Here is a 19,566-nt window from a genome sequence, read left to right as displayed (position 1 = left end):
CTCTTTTAAACCAAAATACTTAAATTTAAGATTTTTACGAATGTTTATTTAAATCTTAACAACTAACCAAATGAGGCAAAAGCCTCATTTGGTTAAATACATCCCCATCACAATTAATACTTCCATACACTTCTTTCTGGTTTCGTATAGCCCCCTCAATACTTTGGTTCATATTTCCTGAAGAATCTATATCCTATTGTGAATATTAACATTGTGATTGCCATTGGTATTATTATTCTCCACAATCCCACGTATATTACAAACTCTATCCCTTTTGAGCTTATTAATTTTTTTGTCATTAAATATACGTAGTTTAATGGATGATATATTTTGTTGTATCTTGGCAATAGGAAATATGTGTATATTACAAATAACGATACCATTATTGAGAATAGGTTGTTTTTTACTATTGTATATATCATCATTCCCAGTATTGCTGTAAATAGTATCGCTATTTCATAGTTTATATATATTACTATTGTCATTATTAAATCTTTTATTTCCGGTTTTCCTATTATTGTTATATAATAGTAGCTGAAAATTATCAGGTTATATATACTGTATATTGTTGTTATCCACAGTAACGATATGGCTTTTTTGCTGTAGAATTTTAATCTGCTGTTTTTCATGAATATGTATGTGTATAATCTGCTTTCTGTTGTTTCATGCAATACTTTTATTCCAAATATTATTGTTATTAGCTGTATTAATCCTAAGAAGTTCCACATGCCTCCAAAGTATTTTGCTGCTATATATGACATTTCTGGTTGCCCATAATATGATCTTGCTATTAGATATACTATTCCTTTGGCTTTTATTGTTGAGAAGAAGTAATATATTATTAGCGATGATAGAAAGAATTTGTCTTTTTTTATTTTTTGTAGTTCTGCTTTAATCATTTTTCCCATCTCCCGAGGATATTTTTATGAATGTTTTTTCCAGTATTGATGTGTTTTTTTCTATGTCTTTTATTTTTATCCCTTCCTGTTTTAATTTTTCCAGCGTTTCCATTATGTTGTCGCTTTTTATTATCGCTTTTCCATCTTCTATTCGGTATTCCAGCCATTCTGGATATCTTTTTGCCTCTGCGTCTATTATATATTCATTCTGTTTATCAAAGTCTTCTCTTGACATTATTTTCTGTATTTTTCCATCGTATAATATTCCCACTCTATCAGCCATTTCTTTTGCTTCTGATAATACGTGTGTGCTTATTATTATCCCTTTTCCTCTTTCTTTTAATTCTTCCATTAATTTCATGAAGTTTTTTCTTTCTATTGGATCCAGTCCTTCTGTTGGTTCGTCGAATATGTATATATCCGGATCTATCATTAATAATAACGATACTGCCAGTCTTTTTTTCATTCCCGTGGAATATTTACCTACTTTTTTCTTTGCATGTTGCTGTATTCCTGTTATTTTTAAATATTTATCCATTTCTTCTTTTGTGACTTTCTTATATATGCTCGAGCTAATATATTTCATATTTTCATACGCATTCATGGTTTTTATAAACTGTGGTTCTTCTACGAAGCCCAATAAATATTTCCCTTCTTTTATTTTTATTTCTCCTTCATCGGGATTATATACTTTTGTTAATATATAAAACAGTGTGGATTTCCCTGCTCCATTTTCCCCTAATATTACAAACTTTTCCCCTTCTTTTACGTCAAAATCCACGCCTTTTAATACTTCTTTTTCTTTGAAGCTCTTTTTTATCCCTTTTACTTCTATCATTTTTTCACCACCGTTCTTTACTCAATTTTTAATTCATAAATTTCAAATACTGAATAGTTCTTCCCATCTTTCTTTTCTGTTTCGTTTAATACTCCATAATATTTATCTTTCATTTTGAAAAAGATTATTGGTTTGTCTGTAATTTTTGTAATTTCACCAGTTTCAAAATTAATTTTGTAATTTTTTCCTTTATATAAAACTTCTTCAATTTCTGTCGGTAAATCCGGAATTAATAAAAAAATACTTTTTGTTGTTCGTGGAAAGAATACTCCATTTTTTTCTAATTCTTTTTTCCAGATTACTTTGAATTTATTATTTATTATTTCACCCATTACCAATTTCATAATATCTTCTTCATTTATTTCTATTAATACTTTTTTATTCTTATATGCAAAATATGAATATTCAATCTTTCCCTCCTTTAATAATGGATATATCTCTTCCATGTTTATATCCTCTACTTTTCCATTTTCAAGATTATATCTTTTTATGTTTATCTTCCCTCCATAATTTCCAAAATATGCATATTTCCCATCCTGATATATATAAACATAATATTTCATATCTGAAAATGCCTTTTCATCTTTTTTTAGAAGTTTATATGTCTTTGCATCAAATGTATGTTTTAGTTTTATGTATTTACTATTTGATCCAAAGAATGACGATACGCTTTTTTCCCCTGTGCTCTCAAATATATATAATTTATCCTTATACTCTGCCGTTTCAAGATATCCCGAAAAATCATTTAATGTAATTAAATCTTTATGCCACTCAAGATTTTTATCAACTACCATTATTTTTCTTTCAGACTCATTTACTCCTAAACTTATTATTAATCTATCCTTTAGTTCTTTATCAATCATCACTGCCCATGATTTTATTTTTAAATTCAACTTTTTATTGAATATATATTCATTATCCTTTTTTATATATTCATTTATTTCCATATCTCCATTCTTCTCATTTCCACATATTATCCAGAATTTATCATCAAAATTAAAAATTGTTATTGCTGTCACACTTCTAAGATCGCCTAATTCATATAATGCCGGTGATTCCTTTTTTATTATTTGTTCTGTGTTATCTTTTAATGAATATATGCGTATTTCAAAATATTTTCCACTTGCTACCCATGGCACGAGTACTACTTCATTTTTTGTAAATGCCGTAACTATTTTTGGTGGTTTTTGGACATTTTCTATTTCCAGCTCTATTCTTTTTATCATTTTCAGATTATCAGCGAATAATGAGATTGTTAGTATCATCATTAATAAAACTATTAATCCCCTTCTTTTCATTTTTTTAATCCTCCTATCTTTATTAAATTCCATAAATCTTTAGCTTGTTATTTTTCAACTTTTATTTCATATATTTCTATTTTAGTATCGATTTTATCTTCCTTTTTTTCTGTGAGTTTTATTATTCCGTAATATTTATCATCAACCTTATAAAAGACATATGGTTTGTCTGTTTTATATATTATTTCACCTGAAAACCATAACTAAAAACCAAAACTACTCTTCTATTACCATTTATATCGTATAACGCCGGTATTTTTTCTTTTATTATTTGTTCATTTTTATTTTTTAAGGAATAAATATATATGCTGTACTTTTCACTTGTTGGAACACCTTTTGTAATTATCATTTCATTTGAGGTAAAGTTTATTACTAAATGCTTTGGTATTACATTTTCTATTTTATACTCACCTATTTTATTTATTTTCACAGTTTCTGAATAAATTGTAATTGTTAATAATATAATTAATAAAAAAATTAATATTTTTCGCATAAAACTCCTCCAAATATAAATATTTAACTTCTATTCGAATTTCAATTCATAAATTTCAAATACAGAATAGTTCTTTCCATCTTTCTTTTCCGTTTTGTTTAATGCTCCATAATAATATTTATCTCTCATTTTAAAGAACCATATTGGTTTATCTGTTATTTCTGTTATCTCTCCTGTTTCGAGATTAACTTTGTAATTTTTTCCTTCGTCTATAAATATTTCTGTATTATCCATTAAATCAGAATCCAGTAAAAGTGCATTTTTCACATTTTTTACAAGAAATGCTCCTTCTTTTCTTTCTAATTCTTTTTTCCAGATTATTTTAAAATTATTATCTATTATTTCACCCATTACCAATTTCATAATATCCTCTTCATCTATTTCTATTAATACTTTTTTATTCTTATATACAAAATATGAATATTCAATCTTTCCTTCTTTTAATAATGGATATATTTCTTCCATGTTTATATCCTCTACTTTTCCGCTTTCAAGATCATATCTTTTTATATTTATCTTTCCTCCGTAATTCCCAAAATATGTATATTTTCCATCCTGATATATATAAATATAATATTCCATATCTGAAAATGCCTTTTCATCTTTTTTTAGAAGTTTATATGTCTTTGCATCAAAGGTATGTTTTAGTTTTATGTATTTACTATTTGATCCAAAGAATGACGATACGCTTTTTTCTGGTATGCTTTCAAATATATATAATTTATCCTTATACTCTGCTATTTCAAGATCACCTGAAAAATCCCTTAATGTAATTAACTCCTTATACCATTTAAGATTTTTATCAACCACCATTATTTTTCTTTCAGACTCATTTACTCCTAAACTTATTATTAATCTATCCTTTAGTTCTTTATCAATTATTACTATTCCAGATTTTACTCCTAAATTTAATTTTTTGTTGAATATATATTCATTATCCTTTTTTATATATTCATTTATCTCCATATCTCCATTTTTTCCATTCCCACATATTATCCAGAATTTATCTTCAAAATTAAAGGTTGTTATAAATGTCACACTTGTAAGTTCTCCGATTTCGTATAATGCAGGAGCTTCTTTTTTTATTATTTGTTCTGTATTATCTCTTAATGAATATATTCGTATTTTAAAATCCTTTCCAATTGCTACAAACGGCGTGATTATTACTTCATTTTTTGCAAATGTTGTGAGAAATTTTGATGGTTTTTTGGTATTTTCTATTTCTATCTCTATTTTCTTTATCATTTTTAAACTATCAGAAAACAACGAGATCGTTAGTGTCAATATAAATAAAATGATTAATCCTCTTCTTTTCATTTTCTCATCCCCCTATTTTTAATTTTTCAACTTAAATTTTATCATTTCTAACATGACTTTCAAGGTCTATTTCCAAAATAAAAAGTCGCTATTTATCAGTGTTTCAGAAATCAAAAAATGTTACTGTTTAATTAACTCATGTAACACACGTTTTTTTCACATTCTTTCTTTGTTATTTATAATATGCTTGTATTAAACTTTTTAACCAATTCCAATTATAAATCTTATGTTACAATGTAATGTTAAATTCAATGTTTCCAAGGTTTGGATTTTTACCGGTAAAATTTTGGTTAAAAAATAATTAAATAAATAAAAATCCCCTTTCGGGGATTTTGAATGTCAAATTATATACTTTTTTAATCTATTCCATGAAATTAATGCTTCTCTTAAAGAGTTCCAGATTCCAAATATAGAATTATTCATTATATTTGCTACATCTTTTACATACATGTATAATGCAATTAATGAACCAACATCTTTTAAAAGTAATCCTCTATATATTAGATATGCATATATCGAATATTGAAAAAAATCATTTATTGTAAAAGATAAAAGCCAATCCAATATATTTATTTTTATTGAAAAATCTCTATATTTATTAATGTTATTTTCAAAACGTGATATTTCAGAATTTACAGTATTAAATAAATGTATCTCTTTCAATCCCTCTAATTGGTCCATTGCATCTGATATGTTATTAAGATTTATCTCAATTTGTTTATCATAATTTTCATAAAAATATTTATTTGAAATCCATATGCTAACGAACGATAATATCGTATATATTATTGTTGCAATACCAGATTTTATATCAAGGTTAAATATAAAAATTATGAGAAATATCATCTTAAATATTATAGTGAAATTTTCCATTCCTGAAGAGCTTACTGCTTCCATTATTTTTTCAGGTAATCTTAATAAACTTTCAGAATAATATATTTCATCATATTCCTTGAATTCTAAATAATCGAATTTTAAAATGTTTGATAAACCTTTTATAGTTATTAAATATGATGCTTTCTTCTTATAATATTCTAAAAAGATTTTTACCATGGTTTTTAATAAAAAAGATATTATAATTATCAAAGTCATATTTAATAAAACTTTATAATTAATTATTCCAGATGTCAAAAAATCTATGAAATCCTTTGTATAAAGTGGAATTGTAGTATAGAGATATTCTGAAATAATTGAAATAATAGAAAGAACTATGATAACAAATATTATTTTTTTCATAATATCACCATTTTATATCTTGGTTTATTGAAAATTTTTAGAATATTCCTCATATACACTTATAATCTCTGGTATTACGTTAGTATAATTGCTTATAAAAATAGAATAAGAAGTGATAATTTCAACCATTTGAATGATCTTAATTCCTTCACCAAGAGAAATGTTTTTTTCTATAATTGAAATTCCAACAATATACAAAATTGCTGGAAAAACCAAAAAATTCATAATTTCAAAACCTGAAATAAATAATTCTATTTTCTGTTTTCGCTTTATAATATTCAAAATCTCTTTGAAATGATTTGAAATTCTATTGACCTCATTTTTTAAAATATTAAATACTCTAATTTCCACAAAACCTCTTAAAATATCCTCAATTTCTTTTATTTTCTTCGCTTCTAATCTGATAATTTCCAAATTTTTTGAAGAAAGATATTTTATTTTTAATCTGGATACTATATATAAAACAATTGTATTAGCAATTAATAGTACTCCCACTATTAGGGATCTTTTCAATATATAAAAAAGCAATATAAAATAAAAAATTATATAAACCACAAAATTGACGTTTGATTCGTAAAATAAAGATGCTATACCCTCTTCAGAAAGATTAAATAGTAAATCTATCTTTTCTGAAAAATTATTTATCTCTTTATTGTTTCTCAATAAAAATTCAAAACCTCGTTTTTTATAATAAGATGAAATCTCGTATATATTTTTTGTATAAAATATTCCAAAAAAAATATTTAAAAGTAATTGAAGAAAATATACAAACAATAATATCTGAAAATATTGAAAGGCTTTTTCGCTACCAAAATTATCAGTCAATCTCTGAAATATAAACGGAACTGATATATTTCCAAATTGAATAAAAATGCTTATTATAAACACAAAAAATGTTTTTAGCTTATTAGATTTTGGTAATTCTTTTAAAATATTAAAAAAAACTTCCATTTTTATCACCTTATAAAAAATTTCGTTTTCTATTATATCATACAGATAGTCTCAAATGAGTTTTTATCTCATTTGAGACTATTATAATTAATCAAAATGTTGTATATAAATAATTATCAAATTTTATTCTTCATATTCTATACTCATTTTTTCTTCAAAACTATTTAAATAGAAATTGTTGTTCAATAAGATATTCACAACAACAATTAACATTAATCCTATTGCTGAAAAATAATATACATAATTTACTGAATACACGGAAATTATAAATGCTGCTATTAAATTGGCAATTGAACCTGAATATCTGGAAATTATTCCATTATATGCAAATAATATATGCTTTTTCTCTTTCTCAAAGTAATTGTTTATTAATATCCTATAGGTTGGTAGTATAAAACCAGCGCTTAAACCATAAAAAAACATTACTATAATAAATCCCAAATAATTATTTGAAAATACTACAGATAAATATGTACATGCAGCTGTAAAAATTAATATTATATTTCTCAATCGCAAAACATTTTTTGTATAATATTCTGCTATTCTTCTGGTCATTAATAAGGTTGAAGATAATAACATCCCACCATTAAAAGCTGTAAAAAATATACTTGTGCTCAATGAATCTATTTGTTCTGCCAAATTATTGTGTTTCCATAATACTATAGTTGTCATTGTTGTAAATGATGAAACTACATATACTGCAAAAACTTCTGTTAAAACTCTTAAAAATGGCTTTAAATCTTCTCTATTATTTCTTTTATTTTTCCTTGTAAATCTTGAAGAATATGTAATTTCTTTGAGCTCTGGAATTTTTTTCTCCAAATTCAATGTTACTACTATAAGAGGTATAAAAGTAATAAAGTCAAACGCTAATAACCACTTAACACCACCAAATTTATCAATAATACCCGCTAATGGCCAACCACTTAACAATGCTATTCTCATTAATGTTGCATTTAATGAAGAAAAGCGTGTAAATTCATTTTTATCTTTTAATATTGTTGAAATTATTGAATTTACTGTTCCCGCTATTATAGTTCCACTTACAGTCATAAGAAAATATAATACCACCGTCAACAAATAATTATACGGAGGTTTTATCTGAACAAAAAAAACTATATTTAAGAAAACAAGAATCGCTTTAAAAATATTGATTTTATAATAAAAGCTTATTATAGATGTATTTTTAAAAAATCTCTGAATAAAAATAAAACTCACTAACGAAGTAAAAAGCGTTAATGTTCCAAATGCTCCAAGTCCTATAACAGGATGGTCTTTTAAAATTGTATAATACCAGAAGAAATTGTACGACATATCCCCCAAAAAAGAAATGAATATTGAAATTATAAAACTCAAAATATATATATTGTTCATACATCTTCCCCCCTCTCATAAGATAAAAATTCTAAAATTTTTCAAATACCTTTGCTATTCATTTTATTTATGAAATTAAGATTTTTTGATATAATATTTTCTGTATCAAAAACATAATATATTTACGATGTATCTTAAATAGTATTTTCTTTTATTTTATCATTTCTAACATGACTTTCAAGTGTTTTTTCAAAAATAAAAATCCGCTTTTTATCAGTATTTCAGAAGTTGATTTTCGTTACACTTTGATTAACTCATGTAACATCAGAAAATTTGGAAATTCATTTCGTTTTTTAAAATACTTTTATATTCGTTATTTTGTCTTTTTCTTAATTCTTTATTATGTTACAAGAGAATGTTAATTTTAAAGTTTCTTACTTTCAAAAAAGATTAGTAAAAATACTTTTAATTTTTTGTAAGTTGGAGGTTAAAATGGGGATTTGTATAAAAGATATTTTAAATATAGTTGAGTATGGTTATTTTTCAAAACCAATTGTTAATTATATTTATCCAAAGATTAGTGATGTAGCATTGAAATATTATCTTCTGTTATTAAAATCAATATGGAATGAAGATTTAGATAAAGCTTTATTTTATGCAAATAAAGTTATTTCAACAACACCAACAATAATGTTAAGAGAATTAGCAAGATTTGAAAAAATAGATATATTATTAAAACAAAATAAATTTGAAGAATCAAAAAAAGAATTCATAATTCTTAGAAAAAACATTAAAACACTTTCTGAAGATGCACGAAATATTATTTTACCTGGATTAAAACATATCTCTTCGAAATATAAAGATAACTATGATTATATAAAAGTATATGGTAAAAACTACAATGAAAGTTATGCTCAAAAATCATTATTGAAATATTCTCAGGCAAGAAAAAACTTAAATGATAAAAATTACAAAAAAGCATTTGAGATTTTTATTGAAGGTTACTTTATTGCAAAAAAATTTCCACATCCAACAATGATGAATGCAGGTTTAAATAGTGCAGCCTGGTGGATTCGAAAGATTGATAAAGAGAAAGCTTTAATCACTGCTAATTTATTGGAATATTATATGGGATATTATTATGATAATTTAAATTATACTTATAACTGGTTTGATACGATTTTTGAGGTATACAAAATAAATAAGTATTTAAATTTATTTGATATTTCGGTTATTGTTTTGGATTATAAAAAAAATGTATCTTTCGAAATAAATCCTGAATTTGAAAATGTTTATAACAATAAAAGTAAATTCAGAAATAGACGTTTTAGAAAAAACACTTCTCTATATTTTAAAAATAATCTATTCAAAATTAAAAAAACTAATATTTCTAAAATCCCTGTATTATTTTTTTCAACATATACAACATTAATAGAAAAACCATTTTTTACAAAGAATCATATTTTGAAATTGATTTTTGAAGGAGATAAAAATAAAATCATTAAATTCTTCTCTGTTAATTATGAGAAGATGTATTTTTTTAATGTTATGATGAGTGATTTTGATTTGAAGAAAGTTGAAAGAAGATTATTGAATTCTGAAGATGTTGAAGATTCGGAATATAATATTTCACCATTTTATTTAGCAAGAAAAAAACTCATCACTGAGCTTTTTAAGAAACCAAAGAACTTTAAGGAATTTGTTTTTAATTATTTTAAGCTCAGTGATGAGGAGATGAGAATATTTGGTGTGTTTTTGAGAAATTGCGTTCGATACGATATTAAATGGCCCATTACTCCTTATCCAAAAGGGAAGGTTCGTGATTTTGCTATTAAATATGGTCTTGGTCAAAAGCATGTTGTTTTAGGCTATTACTCTTTTGAAGACGATGAAAGAGTTTTGATTGATGATATTATTGAAAGGTTTTTATAATAAAATAAAAAAATCAAGCTGAAAAAATCCAGCTTGATTTTTTATTGATTATTAACTTCGACTTGGTCGACAACGTCGACAATTTTCGACAACCTTCGACAGGATAATTTAAATATATAAATATTTTACTTTGCCTGAGAGTTTATAAGTTCCGTTTTGCTCTATAATTATTCCCAGTTCTAATAGTCTATCAAAAATTGAATATGCAGTTGATCGAGGTAATTTATTTTTTGAAATAGCTTTTTTTACAATCTCTTCTCTACTTCCAGGATATAAACTTTCATCAATAAATGTTTTTTGCTTTTCTGTTAGCGAAATTTCATTTAAATATTCTTTTACAATGTTTCTCATTAGAGTTCTTACCAATTTTTCGTCAATTCTTATAATCTTTTGAGACAACGCTTCAAAAATAATCTTTTGTGTAATCCAGAATGCATCTCGTGGATTACCATCTGAAAAATCAGCAATTAATTCCAATGATTTATCATCAAAAAAATCAATATGTTCTTTTAACCTTTTAATAAGAATTTCCTTGATTTCAGATGAGGTAAATTCTCTTAAAAAAATTATATCTTTTATTATATTTTCAAGGTTTCCACTTTCATTTCTATGCATTCTATCATTTTTATATTCTCTATATATAGAATACGGCAATGAAACAATTACAATAAGTCCTTCTTTTTGCAATTCCAATTTTAAACTATCCAATACGATTAATACATCACGTTTTTTTTCTTTATCCAATTCATCAATTATTATAATCACTTTATTATATTTTTTTATCAATTCATCAGTTAATTTATTTAAATATTCTTTTGCTTTAAAATAATTAAAACGTGGTGCTTTTTGATTTTGAGAACCAACTGATGCATTTCCAATAAAACTTATTCCTAATGAAAATCCCTTAATATATGAAATTTCTTCAAGAATCCATTCTTTAATTTCCTTTGCAATTTTTATATCTTTTTCAGATACCAAAGATAAATTATAAAGTATATCATAAAGAATTGTATCCTGATTTTCTCTTTGAGTTAATGTTATTTTTATTGTATGAAAAGGTATTTCAATATTATTTATTACAGTTGTTTTTCCAATACCAGTTTCTCCGCAAATACCATAAATTCCATATGGCTGATACTGCGTCAAAAGATTTATTAATTCAAATTCTTTTTCTCTATTCACAAGCAATTTTTTATCTGTTTTATTTAAAGGTTTATCAACTACTTTTTCAATTATCTTCCCTAATTCCATAATCTCACCCCAGATATTATTATATCACATTAGTTCGACTTAATCGACAACGTCGACAATTTTCGACAACCTTCGATAGGATATTTAATCAAGCTGCTTCCTATTCCAAAAAATTGCTTGACAAAATTATCTATCAAGGAGTTTTTATAACAAAATCCCTAGAATCTAGGGATTTTGTTAATTTTATGATTTTTCATTTTTTATAATACTGCGAAATGTAATCATCAATAAAATCATTCCATAATCTTCTTACATCGATATTTTTTATTCCATAAGATATATATAATCCCAATGTGTCCATAGTTACAAAAATTTTTTGAGCTAATAAATTTATATCTACATCTTCTTTTAACTTTCCATTTTCCGATATTTCCTGTAATTTTTCTCCGATTTTATTTAGAACCTTTGTTATATATTCTTCAAGCAATTCCTTTATTTCTTTGTTTTTTAGTGATTGTTGAAATAATACCATAGTAATATTTTGAGATTTTTGATCCTGTTCATATATATCTATAGCCATAAAACCAAATTCTTTTATTTTATCAAGAGAATCAAAGGAATATTGGTCAAAGATTTTTACAAACTCTTCAAAATATGATTTTATTACATGATAAAATAATTCATCCTTACTTTTAAAATAATGATAAATAGCTCCTTTAGAAACTCCTGCAGTTTCCTTAATTTTATTTAAACTCGCATTTTCATAACCATTTTCTGAAAAAACCAGATATGCTGCTTTTAAAATCTTTTCATAAGTATCTTCCATATTAATCACCAAGCTTTTTTACTATTTCATTTACCCATTTCTTTACTTTATCTCTATCTTTCTCATTAATTTTTCTTATCCATCCCCAAAAAACTCCACTCTCAACAACTAAATCTCCAACTTTTTCTTCAAGCGGTCTTAAATAGTGATTTTTTATATATTTCTCTGTAGCTTTCCCAAATAATTGAGCCATACAAACAATAAATACAGCTGTTTTTTTCTCTTTTAAGATAGAACTGTTTTCTTCTAAAAATTTCATAATTCCTTTTAGGGGTTTTTCATAATAAATGGGACTTCCTATTATAAACAAATCATAATCATATTTATTGTTAAATTCATTATATTTAAATATATCCACATCTATATTGTGTTGTTGGATATCTTCTTTAATCCATTCTGAAAAGACCTTTGTTGAATTCTTTTTGGTATCATATATTACACATATTTTCATTATTAATTCGACTCCTTATTATCTTTGCTTTCCATATAACTGATAATAGACGTAATTACATATGCTGTAATTAAAAAACTAAATATAACTCCCATTAACAATAATAGCCCAAATCCTACGAATCCTCTATATTTAGCCAGAACAAATGAACCAAAAGCTGCTCCTGTTGTTAATGTTGTCATTGTAATAGCTTTTCCTGTACTTCTTAACGCTTCTCTTAAATTCTTTTCTCTTCTATATCTGTGTATCAAATGAATTCCATCATCAACACCTATACCAATAATTAATGGTAAGGCAATAATATTTACTACATTAAATTTAATATCAAACCAACCCATTATTCCTAACATTAATACAATTGCAAGTAGCATTGGTAATAACGCTAAAATCGAGTATTTCAAACTTCTAAGATCTATTAACAGAACAACAAATATCAAAATTAATGTTAATATCAATAGATTTTTTCCTTCTTCAGCAGAGATTTTCACAACCTTATAGAATAATAAGGAAGTACCAGTAACATTATCAACATTCAAGCCATCTAAAATCTTAAAATATTCTTTTTGGAAGTCTGCATTCCATATATCTCCTGCTGGATATACTGTAGTTAAAACTTTTCCATCATCACTGACATAATTGGATTTTATTTCTTCTGGAATCTTATCAATAGTAATAAATTCAGAATCATTTAAATCCTTTTTTAGTGAATTTATCTGGCTAATAATAGTTTTTTGAATTGCCAAGTAATCTTCATAATTCTTATCCATTAATTTATTTATAATTCCAGACTTTACAATTTCATTTACTTTTTTCCCTAAATCTTTGTATCCAAAAGTATTTAAGGATAACGAAGCTTTTAGCATATTAAGATTTAACCTTCTCAATTCATTTTTTAATTTATTCATATCAAAATTAATAGGTTCTACATATAATGATTTTACCGTTTTTGCATTTTTTAACCTAACAACCTGTTTTTCTGTTTCGGGAATAAATGGAATTATACTATCTACTTCTGAAAATACTTTTACATTTTTAATCTTTTCATATAGCATCTTTGCTTCAGCCAGATTATTACTTATAAATATTGTATTATCAGGTGAAAGCTCAAATTCTTCAAGAATTTTGTTATTAATAGCTATACTTTCTAAACCTTTTGCTTCAATTTCAAGCATATTTTTTTCAAATTGCACCTTAGTTATTTTTACGGCAGAAAAAATAATTAATACAACAAGAAGAATTATACTAATCATTCTATATTTTTTTATATCATAATCAATTACAAATGTTTTTCCAGGATCTTTAAAACTCTTACCAAACCATTTTAATAATATAGGCAATATTGTTATTGCAGAAATCAATGTAAAAATAATACCTGCAGATAAAACAATACCAAATTCTCTAAATCCTGGAAATTCACTTATCATAAATATTCCCATTACTATAGCCGTTGTAACAGCACCGGCAACAATACCTCTAACGTTCTTTTCAAAAACACCATATAATGCATCTTTTACATTATTTCCTTTACTTCTCAATTCAAGATATAGGGATATAATGTGAATTGAATAATCAATTCCTAATCCTGCAAGTATTGCACCCATCATTACTGTCATAATATTTAATGAACCTATAGTTATTTTTGCATATCCTAAAGCAAGAATAATGCCTGTTATCAACGGAATAATTGAAAGTATCATAAACTTAAAACTTCTAAATCCAAGATAGAATATTATAAGTATCAATATAACGGACACAGTTGTTGTAATTGCCATATCCCTTTCTGTAGTAACCATTTCATCTCTTTCAATAACAGCCGTTCCTGTTAAACCGGCTTTTACATTATAATTTTTTGCTTCATCCTTTACAACCTTTTCAATTTTATTAACCAATTCAATAGTTCTATTTAAATCATTAAAGGATATACCAGGTCTAACAATAACTATTCCAAACTTTCCGTCATCAGAAATCATATATTCTTTGCCAAATAACATTCCCTGGAAATTTTGTTTAACTGCTTCTATATCATTATTATTTATTGAAACAAGTAAATTATTAAAAGAATCAAGAATATAGTTAAATTGCCTCTTTTCCTGTTCTGAAATATGATAACCGTTATCAGGAGTTTCAAACATCTGGTTTAAAGAATCAAAAAAATCAACAATATTTTCCGAAGAATATAATTTTAAAAGAAATTTTTGTTGTTCGTCTGGTGACAACAAAAATATATTTTTTTTCATAAAATCCATGGGATTCCTGGCATATATTGCATCAACCCCATCCATTGTTTTTAATTTAGATGAAATAGCATCTATATACTTTATGATATCTTCTTTATTTCCTTCAATACCAATCATAATATTATCTATACTTTTAAAGCTCTTAGACGCTTCTTTATAAACCTGAACATATGGATCATCTGCTGGCAATAAATCCAAAAAGCCAGGTTTAATATATAACTTTGTCGTAAAATATAAGGCTACAAGAGTTAAAACCATCATTAAAGCAAATACAACTTTAGAGTGTTCAATGATTATTTTTCCAAGCTTTTTCACAAAATATCCCTCCTTCTAGACCGGCTGGTCGGTATAAAAAATACTACACCTATTTCTTTACAAAAAGATAAACATAAAATAAAAAACAGAGCACTAAAAATTTAGTGCCCTGCATTAATAATTATCTTACTTATTCAAGAAAAATTTTAAATCTTCTTCTACTGTTGTAATTGGATTAATTCCAAAATTATCTACTAATACTTTTAATACATTTGGTGAAATAAATGCTGGAAGTTTTGGACCTAATTTTATTCCTTTTACTCCTAAATAAAGTAATGCAAGTAATACTGCTACTGCCTTTTGTTCATACCATGCAATATTATATTCAATTGGTAATTCATTTATATCTTCAAGGCCAAATGCTTCTTTTAACTTTAATGCTGTTACAACTAATGAGTATGAATCATTACATTGACCTGCATCCAATACTCTTGGAATACCATCTATATCTCCAAGATCAAGTTTGTTATATCTATATTTTGCACAACCTGCTGTTAAGATAACTGTATCTTTTGGCAAGTTAGCTGCAAATTCTGTATAGTATTCCCTTTCCTTATGTCTTCCGTCACAACCAGCCATTACAAAGAATTTCTTAATAGCTCCTGATTTTACGGCATCTATAACCTTATCTGCAACCTTTGCAACCTGTTCATGAGCAAAACCTATAATTATCTTTTTACCTTCTCTTTCTGGGATTGGACCCAATTCTAATGCTTTCTTGATTACTGGTGAGAAATCTTTTGGTTTTCCATCTGTTCTATTTGGAATATGAGTTAATTTATCAAAACCAACAAGTCCTGTTGTGAATACCCTATCTTTATATGATTCTTTTGGAGGTACTAAACAGTTAGTTGTCATTAAAATTGCTCCACCAAATTCAGCAAATTCTTTATTCTGTTGCCACCATGCTCCTCCAAAGTTTCCAGCTAAATGCTCGTATTTCTTTAATTCTGGATATGCATGGGCTGGTAACATTTCACCATGTGTATAAATCTTTATGCCTGTTCCTTCAGTTTGTTTTAATAATTCCTCTAAATCTAATAAGTCATGACCACTAATTAATATAGCTGGTGTATTATATGTTCCTGTATAAACTTCTGTAATTTCAGGATTTCCATATGTTGATGTATTTGCTTTATCGAGTAATGCCATAACTTCAACAGCGTATTTACCAGTTTCAAGTGTTAAATTAATTAATTCATCTGCTGTAATATCTTCTCTTAATGTTTCAGCCATTCCTTTTTGTAAGAAATATAAAATATCATCATTTGTATATTTTAAAACATAAGCATGATCAGCATAAGCTGCAATACCTTTTAATCCATATATTACTAATTGTTTTAAAGATCTGATATCTTCATCTTTATCAGCTAATACTCCTACTTCAAAACCTTTTTGTGCATATAAATTAGCGTCGCCTCTTTTATCCCATTCTGCTGCTTCTGGTACTTTTTCATCAAATGATTTGCCTTCTTCTTTAGCATAAGCTTCAAGAAATTTATGCTTTACTCTGTCTTTTAAATCTAAAGCTTTTTCTATAAATTCAACCATTCTTTCAACAGAAAAGTTTACATTTGTGATTGTAATAAATAATGCTTCTGCTACAAATAAATTAGCTTCATCGTCTTTAATTCCATATTCTTTTGCTTTTAATCCCCAATACGATAAACCCTTGGTAACCCAAAGCAACATATCCTGTAAATTAGCTACTTCTGGTGTCTTACCACAAACTCCCATTGCTGTACAGCCTACACCTCTTGCAGCTTCTTCACATTGATAACAAAACATTCCCATATTAACACCTCCGTGTTCATTTAAAAAAAATTTGATTTAATATATAAGTTTGTGAATTTTTTTATTTTATCTACATATTAATTATAACCTTTTTTGTCGGTTTTTGTCCGTAACCTATGTTACACTTTTTGAATCTTAACATTTTTTACACAGAATTAAATTTATAATATTTACTTTATTATATCTTTTCTTAAATCTTTTGCTTTATGCAAGTAAACAAAATTTTGTGTATCGCCCTCACAGTGAATTAGTAATCTAATAATTGCTTTTGGAGAATTTTCAAAAACGGCTTCTTGAAGTGTAAATAATGCTACATTATCCAATTTGAAGTTTTCTCTAATAGCAGTGATAGGATTATAAGCAGTTATATCAGGAGTTACTGAACAAAATATACTAATAATTCTCTTTATGTTGTTTTTTTCTATAATTTGGGTGTATAATTCTATTGTACGAGAGATTATTTCTTCTTTGGTATTATTTTCAATTGAAGTTGCGCCACGTATTCCTACTATCATCAGAATTCACCTCCAAATTATTGAAAAATGAAAGAAGGGGTATTATGAATTTTGCCATTGTAATTAATACATATATTCGTACTAATGATAATAAAAGAGATTTTTTTGATCATCCTACACCTTTAAATGATTTTGAAAACAAAAATACATTACATAAAACTATTGATAGCATCAATAAATTAAATGTTGGTAAAAACGACAATATTAGCGTCTATATTTTCGCAGTAGCTGCACATGAAGATGTTTCAAAAGATGGAATTATAATCGAAAAAATTGAAAAAATAATGGAAGGTTTTAAATATAACTTTTATATATATACTAACACAGATATTCAATGTTGTAAAGAAAAATACAATTCCCTTTTTTTCTCTTCAAAAGGATATCCTGAAATTAGAAATCAGGGCTTTATTTTCCCGATTATGAATTGTGAAGATGTGATTATACAAATTGACGATGATGAGCTTTTACGTGAAAATTATATTTTAAAAACAAAAGAATTATTAGAAAAAAATCCTGATAAATATGTTTTTACAGCACCATATGAAAAAAATGGAACTATACGAATTACTGGAGAAGATAAATTGAAAACCTGGAAGAAAACTACCTCTATGGATATGGATATTGTTAGGTTTATGAAAAGTCCCAAACCGCAGGAATCTATTTTTGGATTCGGTGGGAATATGATTATACGAAAGGAATTTGCAGAAAAAATGTATTATCCACTTGATGTTCCACGTGGTGAAGATTTTTCTTTATTACTTGCTTCAAGATTAATATATGAAAATGGGAATGAGTATGCTGAAATTAAAGAAAAAAACCCTATTTTCAAAAGCTATTTTATTTATGATAAGGATATTACTATTATTCATGAACCGCCATATGAAGCTAATGACGATTTTCTATTTTATGTTGAAAAGAATTTAAAGCGATTTATTCTTGAATGGCTTATGATAAAAGGACAAAGTAATTTTAAGTTCAATGATCTAAAAAAATATTCTTATTATCTGTATGAAATGATTGGTTATGATGATTATATTTCTAAAATTTATGAAATTCTGGAAGAATTAAAAGAATTTTATCCAAAAGAATCAATCGAAAATCTCAAAAAAGAATTAATAAGTTTTTATAATAAAAACTACAGTGAAAATAGATTTGAAAAATTTAAAAAACTACAAAAAGAATATATTTCTCTTATTAATCGAATAAAAGTTTAGAATTCCGTTAAATATTTCCAATAGCGTATAGGCATAAATTGTTTTTGAAGTTTAGAATTGTTTCTTTCTGTAATCGCTGCACTATTAAAATATGTTTTCCATAAACTCTGGTATTCAATTTCATCTTTTGATAAATTTTCCAAATCTTTAAAAAAATACTGATTTGAAATATTTATATTAATTAAATCCACCTTGCCCTTTGAATAAACAAGGGCAAGGTTTCTTTTTATATCATGAATAATCCAATTTTGATTTGAAAATCGGTTTATAAAATGCCGGGCAAGTAGAATAATAATATTATGGTCGGGTTCAAACGGTGCATAATAAAGTCCATTTGATAATTCTCTAAAACGTAATAACCCTATAAATTTATGCTTTTCATTTGACACTTTATATATTACCTTTTTTATTTTCAAAATATAGTCCTTTTCTATATAATTTATGGGGTCTTTTTTCAATTTCAAAGCGATATTGACATATTTTATAATATCAACTTCTATGTTTTCATATTCCGAAAGATAGGCTAAAAATATATTTTTCAAAATTCCATTATTTATTTTTCTTTTTATAAAATTACTCACATATTCAGCTTTTTTAAAGTCGGTTTTTATAATATTACCGTTGCCAAAAATCCCTTTATTTCCTTCTTTTAAAATTAAGTCAGGTAATTTCCTTTTTTCAAAACAATAATATGTAATAGTAAGTAATCCCTGAAATGTTCCATCATATGTAAGTATATTCATAA

At 25.7% G+C, this 19,566-nt stretch carries 17 protein-coding genes; 2 read left to right on the top strand and 15 right to left on the bottom strand.

What is annotated here, in order from left to right:
- Nucleotides 1-155: 155 nt before the first annotated feature.
- The 8 genes from MARPI_RS10315 to MARPI_RS10280 form a co-directional block, all read right to left on the bottom strand.
- Nucleotides 156-899, bottom strand: coding sequence for an ABC transporter permease (locus tag MARPI_RS10315; protein ID WP_014297536.1), 744 nt, complete (start codon nucleotides 897-899; stop codon nucleotides 156-158).
- Nucleotides 892-1,737: an ABC transporter ATP-binding protein gene (locus MARPI_RS10310; protein ID WP_014297535.1), complete on the bottom strand. Its 846-nt coding sequence runs from the start codon at nucleotides 1,735-1,737 to the stop codon at nucleotides 892-894. Before MARPI_RS10310 ends, MARPI_RS10315 begins: the two co-directional genes overlap by 8 nt.
- Nucleotides 1,738-1,754: 17 nt before the next feature.
- Nucleotides 1,755-3,035 (bottom strand): hypothetical protein, encoded by a 1,281-nt coding sequence (locus MARPI_RS10305; RefSeq protein ID WP_014297534.1) that lies wholly within the window; start codon nucleotides 3,033-3,035, stop codon nucleotides 1,755-1,757.
- A 181-nt stretch (nucleotides 3,036-3,216) separates the two neighbouring features.
- Nucleotides 3,217-3,528, bottom strand: a complete 312-nt coding sequence (locus MARPI_RS10300; protein ID WP_014297533.1) for a hypothetical protein — start codon at nucleotides 3,526-3,528, stop codon at nucleotides 3,217-3,219.
- 30 nt (nucleotides 3,529-3,558) lie between these two features.
- Nucleotides 3,559-4,845 carry a hypothetical protein gene (locus MARPI_RS10295; RefSeq protein ID WP_014297532.1) on the bottom strand — a complete coding sequence of 429 codons (1,287 nt, stop codon included), beginning with the start codon at nucleotides 4,843-4,845 and terminating at the stop codon, nucleotides 3,559-3,561.
- Between the two features lie 339 nt (nucleotides 4,846-5,184).
- Nucleotides 5,185-6,081, bottom strand: coding sequence for an ABC transporter transmembrane domain-containing protein (locus MARPI_RS10290; RefSeq protein ID WP_014297531.1), 897 nt, complete (start codon nucleotides 6,079-6,081; stop codon nucleotides 5,185-5,187).
- Between the two features lie 24 nt (nucleotides 6,082-6,105).
- Entirely contained in the window at nucleotides 6,106-7,032 is a 927-nt protein-coding gene (locus MARPI_RS10285; RefSeq protein ID WP_014297530.1) for an ABC transporter permease, read from the bottom strand.
- A 123-nt stretch (nucleotides 7,033-7,155) separates the two neighbouring features.
- Nucleotides 7,156-8,406, bottom strand: a complete 1,251-nt coding sequence (locus MARPI_RS10280; protein ID WP_014297529.1) for an MFS transporter — start codon at nucleotides 8,404-8,406, stop codon at nucleotides 7,156-7,158.
- A gap of 432 nt (nucleotides 8,407-8,838) precedes the next feature.
- On the opposite strand from MARPI_RS10280, the gene MARPI_RS11165 reads away from it, so the two are divergent.
- Nucleotides 8,839-10,278, top strand: a complete 1,440-nt coding sequence (locus MARPI_RS11165; RefSeq protein WP_014297528.1) for a hypothetical protein — start codon at nucleotides 8,839-8,841, stop codon at nucleotides 10,276-10,278.
- A 108-nt stretch (nucleotides 10,279-10,386) separates the two neighbouring features.
- Here the strand turns inward: MARPI_RS11165 and MARPI_RS10270 are convergent, their stop codons facing one another.
- The 6 genes from MARPI_RS10270 to aroH all read right to left on the bottom strand — a co-directional run bounded on the left by MARPI_RS10270 (nucleotide 10,387) and on the right by aroH (nucleotide 17,607).
- Nucleotides 10,387-11,529: a KAP family P-loop NTPase fold protein gene (locus MARPI_RS10270; protein WP_014297527.1), complete on the bottom strand. Its 1,143-nt coding sequence runs from the start codon at nucleotides 11,527-11,529 to the stop codon at nucleotides 10,387-10,389.
- A gap of 193 nt (nucleotides 11,530-11,722) precedes the next feature.
- Nucleotides 11,723-12,295 (bottom strand): TetR/AcrR family transcriptional regulator, encoded by a 573-nt coding sequence (locus MARPI_RS10875; RefSeq protein WP_014297526.1) that lies wholly within the window; start codon nucleotides 12,293-12,295, stop codon nucleotides 11,723-11,725.
- Between the two features lies 1 nt (nucleotide 12,296).
- Nucleotides 12,297-12,746, bottom strand: coding sequence for a flavodoxin domain-containing protein (locus MARPI_RS10260; protein ID WP_014297525.1), 450 nt, complete (start codon nucleotides 12,744-12,746; stop codon nucleotides 12,297-12,299).
- A gap of 2 nt (nucleotides 12,747-12,748) precedes the next feature.
- Nucleotides 12,749-15,298 (bottom strand): efflux RND transporter permease subunit, encoded by a 2,550-nt coding sequence (locus MARPI_RS10255; protein WP_014297524.1) that lies wholly within the window; start codon nucleotides 15,296-15,298, stop codon nucleotides 12,749-12,751.
- A gap of 126 nt (nucleotides 15,299-15,424) precedes the next feature.
- Entirely contained in the window at nucleotides 15,425-17,086 is a 1,662-nt protein-coding gene (gene hcp, locus MARPI_RS10250) for a hydroxylamine reductase (RefSeq protein WP_041639173.1), read from the bottom strand.
- Between the two features lie 176 nt (nucleotides 17,087-17,262).
- Entirely contained in the window at nucleotides 17,263-17,607 is a 345-nt protein-coding gene (gene aroH, locus MARPI_RS10245; RefSeq protein ID WP_014297522.1) for a chorismate mutase, read from the bottom strand.
- Between the two features lie 44 nt (nucleotides 17,608-17,651).
- Here aroH and MARPI_RS10240 point away from each other — a divergent pair, with 44 nt between their 5' ends.
- On the top strand, nucleotides 17,652-18,821 hold the full coding sequence (locus MARPI_RS10240; RefSeq protein WP_014297521.1) for a hypothetical protein: 1,170 nt from the start codon (nucleotides 17,652-17,654) through the stop codon (nucleotides 18,819-18,821).
- Here MARPI_RS10240 and MARPI_RS10235 read toward each other — a convergent pair.
- Nucleotides 18,818-19,564, bottom strand: a complete 747-nt coding sequence (locus tag MARPI_RS10235; protein WP_014297520.1) for a TIGR03915 family putative DNA repair protein — start codon at nucleotides 19,562-19,564, stop codon at nucleotides 18,818-18,820. The two genes, MARPI_RS10240 and MARPI_RS10235, sit on opposite strands and share 4 nt — an antisense overlap.
- Nucleotides 19,565-19,566 lie beyond the last annotated feature (2 nt).

The sequence above is a fragment of the Marinitoga piezophila KA3 genome (assembly GCF_000255135.1).
Lineage (GTDB): Bacteria > Thermotogota > Thermotogae > Petrotogales > Petrotogaceae > Marinitoga > Marinitoga piezophila.
Note: the sequence above shows the minus strand (reverse complement) of the source record. Positions and strands in the feature narration are given on the sequence as shown.

Coding starts and splice junctions, on each gene's coding strand:
- MARPI_RS10315 (WP_014297536.1), bottom strand. CDS start 899: ATGATTAAAGCAGAACTACAAAAAATAAAAAAAGACAAATTCTTTCTA.
- MARPI_RS10310 (WP_014297535.1), bottom strand. CDS start 1,737: ATGATAGAAGTAAAAGGGATAAAAAAGAGCTTCAAAGAAAAAGAAGTA.
- MARPI_RS10305 (WP_014297534.1), bottom strand. CDS start 3,035: ATGAAAAGAAGGGGATTAATAGTTTTATTAATGATGATACTAACAATC.
- MARPI_RS10300 (WP_014297533.1), bottom strand. CDS start 3,528: ATGCGAAAAATATTAATTTTTTTATTAATTATATTATTAACAATTACA.
- MARPI_RS10295 (WP_014297532.1), bottom strand. CDS start 4,845: ATGAAAAGAAGAGGATTAATCATTTTATTTATATTGACACTAACGATC.
- MARPI_RS10290 (WP_014297531.1), bottom strand. CDS start 6,081: ATGAAAAAAATAATATTTGTTATCATAGTTCTTTCTATTATTTCAATT.
- MARPI_RS10285 (WP_014297530.1), bottom strand. CDS start 7,032: ATGGAAGTTTTTTTTAATATTTTAAAAGAATTACCAAAATCTAATAAG.
- MARPI_RS10280 (WP_014297529.1), bottom strand. CDS start 8,406: ATGAACAATATATATATTTTGAGTTTTATAATTTCAATATTCATTTCT.
- MARPI_RS11165 (WP_014297528.1), top strand. CDS start 8,839: ATGGGGATTTGTATAAAAGATATTTTAAATATAGTTGAGTATGGTTAT.
- MARPI_RS10270 (WP_014297527.1), bottom strand. CDS start 11,529: ATGGAATTAGGGAAGATAATTGAAAAAGTAGTTGATAAACCTTTAAAT.
- MARPI_RS10875 (WP_014297526.1), bottom strand. CDS start 12,295: ATGGAAGATACTTATGAAAAGATTTTAAAAGCAGCATATCTGGTTTTT.
- MARPI_RS10260 (WP_014297525.1), bottom strand. CDS start 12,746: ATGAAAATATGTGTAATATATGATACCAAAAAGAATTCAACAAAGGTC.
- hcp (WP_041639173.1), bottom strand. CDS start 17,086: ATGTTTTGTTATCAATGTGAAGAAGCTGCAAGAGGTGTAGGCTGTACA.
- aroH (WP_014297522.1), bottom strand. CDS start 17,607: ATGATAGTAGGAATACGTGGCGCAACTTCAATTGAAAATAATACCAAA.
- MARPI_RS10240 (WP_014297521.1), top strand. CDS start 17,652: ATGAATTTTGCCATTGTAATTAATACATATATTCGTACTAATGATAAT.
- MARPI_RS10235 (WP_014297520.1), bottom strand. CDS start 19,564: ATGAATATACTTACATATGATGGAACATTTCAGGGATTACTTACTATT.